At 60.7% G+C, this 5,489-nt stretch carries 7 protein-coding genes; all 7 read right to left on the reverse strand.

From position 1 onward, the window contains the following. Positions 1–242: 242 nt before the first annotated feature. Positions 243–809 (reverse strand): transglutaminase-like domain-containing protein, encoded by a 567-nt coding sequence (locus V8J82_RS23570; RefSeq protein ID WP_339979571.1) that lies wholly within the window; start codon positions 807–809, stop codon positions 243–245. A gap of 60 nt (positions 810–869) precedes the next feature. Next, positions 870–1,082: a transglutaminase N-terminal domain-containing protein gene (locus V8J82_RS23575; RefSeq protein ID WP_339979574.1), complete on the reverse strand. Its 213-nt coding sequence runs from the start codon at positions 1,080–1,082 to the stop codon at positions 870–872. 412 nt (positions 1,083–1,494) lie between these two features. After that, complete coding sequence (locus tag V8J82_RS23580; protein WP_339979576.1) at positions 1,495–2,334, reverse strand: DJ-1/PfpI family protein; 840 nt, start codon at positions 2,332–2,334, stop codon at positions 1,495–1,497. Positions 2,335–2,569: 235 nt separating this feature from the next. After that, entirely contained in the window at positions 2,570–2,821 is a 252-nt protein-coding gene (locus V8J82_RS23585) for a WGR domain-containing protein (protein WP_339979580.1), read from the reverse strand. A 94-nt stretch (positions 2,822–2,915) separates the two neighbouring features. Further along, complete coding sequence (locus tag V8J82_RS23590) at positions 2,916–4,085, reverse strand: ATP-binding protein (RefSeq protein ID WP_339979582.1); 1,170 nt, start codon at positions 4,083–4,085, stop codon at positions 2,916–2,918. Positions 4,086–4,172: 87 nt separating this feature from the next. Continuing rightward, on the reverse strand, positions 4,173–4,688 hold the full coding sequence (scpB, locus tag V8J82_RS23595) for an SMC-Scp complex subunit ScpB (RefSeq protein ID WP_339979586.1): 516 nt from the start codon (positions 4,686–4,688) through the stop codon (positions 4,173–4,175). A gap of 140 nt (positions 4,689–4,828) precedes the next feature. Continuing rightward, positions 4,829–5,489, reverse strand: a 661-nt coding sequence (locus V8J82_RS23600) for a DUF1403 family protein (protein WP_339979584.1), incomplete at its 5' end; no start/stop codon positions are given.

The raw sequence follows: 5,489 nt of genomic DNA on the forward strand, positions 1-5,489 counted from the left end.
AATCTTCCGTCCAAAACGGCAGTTTTTGCGCGCCTGCCTCAAGCGAAACCAAGTTGTCAGTGGTGACAATACTGCCCGGAAAAACTCCCCCGGTTTTAGTCCAAACTGCTCAAAGCGGACGTTGGCATCCGTTGGAGGGCATGCAGACCTGATAGAAAGCATCGGATTTCTGCTTCGAGCCCAAAGTGAAGACGTTGTGCCAACGCCCGTCACTCATTTTTGCGGTTGGAATGTGACCAAGATCATCTGCGGGAGCTGCGATGTTGTGCTTCGGGCATGACGTCCACGCGCACATCCATCCGCTCAAACAAATCTGGGTCGCCGGCGAAACTGCCGGCTACAGGTATGGTCTGGCGAATGTGACGAGCAACAGCGACCGGGATCAGATTGAATCCACCTACGCTTCGGTTTGTCGGATCAAAAGTGATCCAACCCGCGCTAGGCACATAGACCTCCGCCCAGGCGTGGGTCGAACCGGAACCGGCCGAGCCAAACACATTCTGATCCGGATCATAGAGATATCCCGAGACAATGCGCGCGCCGAAACCAAGACTGCGGACGGCATCGACAAAAAGTACTGCAAAATCGCGGCATGACCCTCGACCGCGGGCGAGCGTGTGCTCGGGCGACTGAGTGTTCTCTTCTTCGCGAACCTCGTAAGTAACCTGCCCGGCGACACCAGAAGAGATGTCCTTCAGCAGGGCAAGCGTTCCGGTCGGGTTACCTGCCACGAAGCTTTGCGTCCACTCGCGAAGCTGCCCGGCGCTATCGAGATAGCTTTGAAGCCGCAAAGGGCCGAGGTCCGTCATTTCGTCCTCGGACAGCGGAAACGGGTAGTGCGCTGCTGACGCCGTGATATCAAAGACCGGTCACTGATCGACATCAAGCGTAAGTTCCGCAACGCTGTCGATGACAAGCGTGTCCGAAGGTTCGTCAAAGACAGCCGTTGCAACGGCGTTGCCGGAGACGTCGTGCGCCCATGTCACCGTCGCGGCAGGCTTAAAGGTCAAATCATGGGCAATAAGACGAAGGTTGCGGCTTTCGCGGGGGCGGAGCATCAACCGATGCGGGCCGAATTCCATCTACGTGAGGTACCGATAGATCGTCTGGTGATGAATTGAGAGCGTGGTCAACGAACTGCCTCCTTGCGGGAGTCACCAAAGACCCTCTAAATATTCATTGGTGGCGAGATACTAGCAAAGTTACCGCTACCTTGGGACCTTCGGTCGGCGAGCCAGAAGCAACCAATCGATGTGAGCTACCTTATCGTCCGCTGAGTGCCAATGCTGGCGATGGTCAACAGTCCGATTTGTCCGAAGAGCCGCCTCGACGTATGTAAGCCCGACACAACATATCGGATGTCCGTCGTGAGCCCCGAGTGAGGGATGCTGCGGTGAGGATGAACGGCAGTTTTATGCTTTTGCCGGGCGATATCAAAGCGTTCTACACATTCTTCGATTTGGGCTCTCGGTAAGCCTACACTGCCGAGACTTGTCACCCTCGCCGAGCCGCTGCCACCGCTCTTGCATGCGCTTCGAAGCCGGGGAACATGCCGACCATCATGTCGCGGATGTCGGCGGGCGCAGTCTGAAGTGTACCTGCCGAGAGCGGCGGTTCCGGGGCATACTCGGAAAGAAGTTGTACCGCTTGGGCATAACGCGTGCCACGAAGCTCTTCCAACATGGCAAGGCCAAAGTCGATACCCGCGGTCACGCCGCCTCCGGTCATACGGTTGCGGTCGCGGACGATGCGCGCATCGACGGCGCTGGCCCCAAATGCGTCAAGCGTGTCGCGAGCCAGCCAGTGCGTTGCAGCACGGTAACCGTCAAGCAGACCCGCTTGGCCAAGTAGCAGTGTGCCGGTGCAGACGGCGGTGACATACTCGGCCTGAGCGCCACGCGAGGCGAGAAAGTCGATCGTCTGGGCATCTTCCATGGCATTAAGCATTCCAGATATTCCGCCCGGTGCAAAAAGGACTGTGGGAGCTTCTGTTGTCTCATCAAACGTGACGTCTGGCATAATCGTCAGGCGGGTATCGCTGACAACCGGGTCCATCGTTTTGGCCACAATCTGCACCGTCGCGCCCCAGAGAGAGCCAAACATGTATTGTGGACCGACGAGGTCAAGCGCCGTCATTCCGGGGTAGGCGAGCATCAGTACGGTCTCGTCGCCAGTCCATTCAGCGGGCCAGCCAGACATATCGTGAAGAGGAACATCGAGGTTTGCGCGGACTGATCCTTCGGGAAGGGCCATCTGGGCCGAAGTAGCGCGGGGTAGAACACCACCCGTGGCAAGCGCAGCGGCGAGGAGGGCAAACTGGCGCCGGTCGATCATGGGTGGATCTCCTAAATTTGGGTGAGTTCCGGGTCCTGGCACTTCTCCGATTTAGGGTTCCCTACAGTCGATGCCTAGACCGAGTATGCGTCGATCGAGTGCTGAGTGACTATCTGTCGCGCGCCAAAGAATTTATTGGTTCTACTGCGCAAAACTGCTGTGCTCAGGGCGTTGTGGCTATTGAGCCGACATTTGTCCGACCTGCGGCGAGAGGCAGCTTCCTGCCTACCTTTGCCTAGTCACTCGATGTGACATAGCCCCGGCGTTGCTTCTTGATCTCTAGGTCAGCGAGTGCATTCCCGGCGTGTTCGGTGTCAGGATACGTAACGGCCATGGCACGACCGCGCGTACCGATCCGACCCCAGCATCTGACGACGGCAACCTCGCCAAAGAGGGTGGGTTGGAGCGCGATCCCATAGAACCGGGCCATGTTCTTCGAGGGAATGATGCGGACAAGGTCCAGATGCGTTGTGTCGATTTCGGTCATGAAGCGAGTATCAGACAGATGCTCCATATCAGTCCAATGATGTTGCTGAATCCAACACCCTCGCTTGATTCCGGATCGTGATGGATTTGCCGCCCTAGGGCTGAGCAGAGGCCAGCCGCTCGATCGCGTCTTTCAAGGACATCGCGCGCACGCCGCCCGAGCACGGAACGTCCCTCTCTCCAGCATAGACGAGTATGCGCTCGCCCACCTCCAAGTCGTCAGCAGCGATATGGAACCCACGCGTGACCTTCGGCGCTGTCGTCCGCTTGATCTCCACGGCCCAAAGCGCACCACGTGGGAGTTTCAGCAGGAGGTCGATCTCGGCTCCAGCCGATGACCGATAGAAGCTCGCCTCAGTGCCGCGCGGGGCTGCTGCGATCAGGTTTTCGATGCAAAACCCTTCCCAGCTTCCGCCGATGACGGGATGGCCCAAGAGAGCCTCATTGCTTTCGATGCCGAGCAACGCATGAGCCAATCCAGCATCGCGAATATAAACCTTCGGCGATTTCACCAACCGCTTGCCCGCATTTGCATGCCAGGGCGGAAGTCGCCGCACCAACATCAGATCGACCAGCAGATCGAGGTAGCGCGCAACGCTTTGCCCTGAGACACCAAGGTTGCCTGCCAGCTTCGCCGCGTTGAGAAGTCCTCCCTGCTCATGGGCCAACATGGTCCAAAACCGGCGCAGCGTCTCGGCCGGAATGCGCAGCCCAAAGGACGGGATGTCGCGTTCCAGATAAGTTCGGATGAAGTCCTCGCGCCAGGTCAAGCTGGCCCGGTCGGTCTTCGCCAAAAAACTGTCGGGGAAACCGCCCCGCAGCCAAAGCGTCGACATCTCGTCAACGCCGACCTCTGGTAGAAGGAAGGGCGTTAGTTCGTGATAGCTCACCCGTCCAGCCAGAGACTCGGCGCTTTGGTGCAGCAGCGTGTTTGACGCCGATCCCAGCAACAGGAATTGCCCGGTTCGGTGCCCTGCCCTCCGGCGCCGGTCGATTTGACCGCGCAGAGCTTTGAAGAGATCCGGCACAAGCTGGATCTCATCGATCACAACGAGCCGACCCATCTGCTCATCCAGATAGAGATCTGGCTCGTCCAAGACCTGACGGTCCGCCATCCGTTCCATATCGAGATAGACTGCATCGCGGCTGTCTGCGATATCTTGAGCAAGGGTCGTCTTGCCGACCTGCCTCGGGCCAAGCAGAACAACACCCGCCTGGGCGTCCAGGGCCTCTTCCACCAATTGCCTGTGACTGCGCTCGATCATACCTTGCATTTATTCTACGCGATGGTAGATTTGCAAGGCTAAAGCCGCTCCATAGATAGTGCCGTCACTGCACCTGTGGTCCAGATTTTAGTGTTCAGCGCTCACCCCTGCGTCTTCGAGTTGCTCACGATCCGGCAGGTCTTGCAGTGATTCCAGGTCGAACGCCACGAGGAACTGGTGTGTTGTGACGTAGGTGTAGGGGGCGCCGCGGCTTGGGGCGCGCGGCCCCGTCCCGATGAGACCGCGTGCATGCAGCCGCCCGATCAGGTCACGGCTGATATCTTTGCCGAAGATGTCCTTGAGGCCGTCGCGGGTGATGGGCTGGTGATAGGCGATGGCGGCCAGGACCGCGACGTCGTAGTCGCGCAGGTCAAGCGCCTGGTCTCCGACCTCCGCGGCGGCCCGGATCGCGGGCGCATAGGCGGGCCGTGTGCGCAGCATCCAGCCATCGGCCACCTGGGCTAGCTCAAAGGACCGCCCCTCCAGGTCGACGGCAAGATCTTCCAACAGAAGATCGACCGATACATTCCCGACCACGCGGGCCAGATCCTCGCGGCTCACCGGCGAGGCGCTGGCAAACAGCACCGCTTCGATCCGGCGCATCCATTCGCGCCAGCGCAGCTCGGCGGGCCAATCCTCCAATGCGCGATCCAGTTGGTCTTCGGGATGATCCGTCACCGTCGTTTGCGATTGTATCTTCGCATTTCCCGCCCGGGTCCCACTTTCGCTGGCCATGCCCATGCTCACACCCCGTAGAGCCGGAACGTGTCGCGCCCGGTCAGCTCGCGGACCGCGCCAAGCTCGACCAGCCGGTCGCAAAACCGTCGCGCGGCGCGATCGGACCGCAGCGAGGTGAGCAACGTCGGGGCGACGGCGTCCCGGGTCAGGAACAGGGCCACGGCCTCCGCCGCGCCCTTGGCCCGGAGCTTGGGCGCGACCTCTGTCAAGCGCGCCGCGCGGCGGGCAAGATCAGCGGCCTCACGCGTCGCCTGGATAATGGCCGTCCCGATCGCCCGGTGACAGGCCAGGCGCAACGCATCCCCCGTTTGCCGCAGATCGGCGCGTTTGAGCCCACGCGCCAGAAGTGGCATCAGATATGACCAGCCAAGTGCCTGCGCCAGGGCCGCATCGGCCAGCAACAGCGCCGATGCGGGATCCCGCGGCCGGTCTGCAAGCACCGCCTGCAGGACCGACGCGGCCCGGACCATCGGCGCCCCCTGCCCCGCGCCATGCGATGCGCGCCCCTCACATGGAACGCTCCCGTCAAGCCAGATGGCAATCGCATCCGCGTCGATCTGCGGCAGCGCCCGGTGCAGGGCCTGGACGGAGACCGGGCGTTCGACCGCGCGGCGCCAGGACAGGTATATCTCGCCTGCGGGACCCGGATTGTCGCCGGGCTGCAGA

This window comes from Gymnodinialimonas mytili, from assembly GCF_037544085.1.
GTDB lineage: Bacteria > Pseudomonadota > Alphaproteobacteria > Rhodobacterales > Rhodobacteraceae > Gymnodinialimonas > Gymnodinialimonas mytili.

What these genes read in the sequence shown, in the direction of transcription:
- V8J82_RS23585 (WP_339979580.1), bottom strand. Translation starts at nt 2,821, where the DNA reads ATGACCGAAATCGACACAACGCATCTGGACCTTGTCCGCATCATTCCC.
- V8J82_RS23580 (WP_339979576.1), bottom strand. Translation starts at nt 2,334, where the DNA reads ATGATCGACCGGCGCCAGTTTGCCCTCCTCGCCGCTGCGCTTGCCACG.
- V8J82_RS23570 (WP_339979571.1), bottom strand. Translation starts at nt 809, where the DNA reads ATGACGGACCTCGGCCCTTTGCGGCTTCAAAGCTATCTCGATAGCGCC.
- scpB (WP_339979586.1), bottom strand. Translation starts at nt 4,688, where the DNA reads ATGCGCCGGATCGAAGCGGTGCTGTTTGCCAGCGCCTCGCCGGTGAGC.
- V8J82_RS23575 (WP_339979574.1), bottom strand. Translation starts at nt 1,082, where the DNA reads ATGGAATTCGGCCCGCATCGGTTGATGCTCCGCCCCCGCGAAAGCCGC.
- V8J82_RS23590 (WP_339979582.1), bottom strand. Translation starts at nt 4,085, where the DNA reads ATGATCGAGCGCAGTCACAGGCAATTGGTGGAAGAGGCCCTGGACGCC.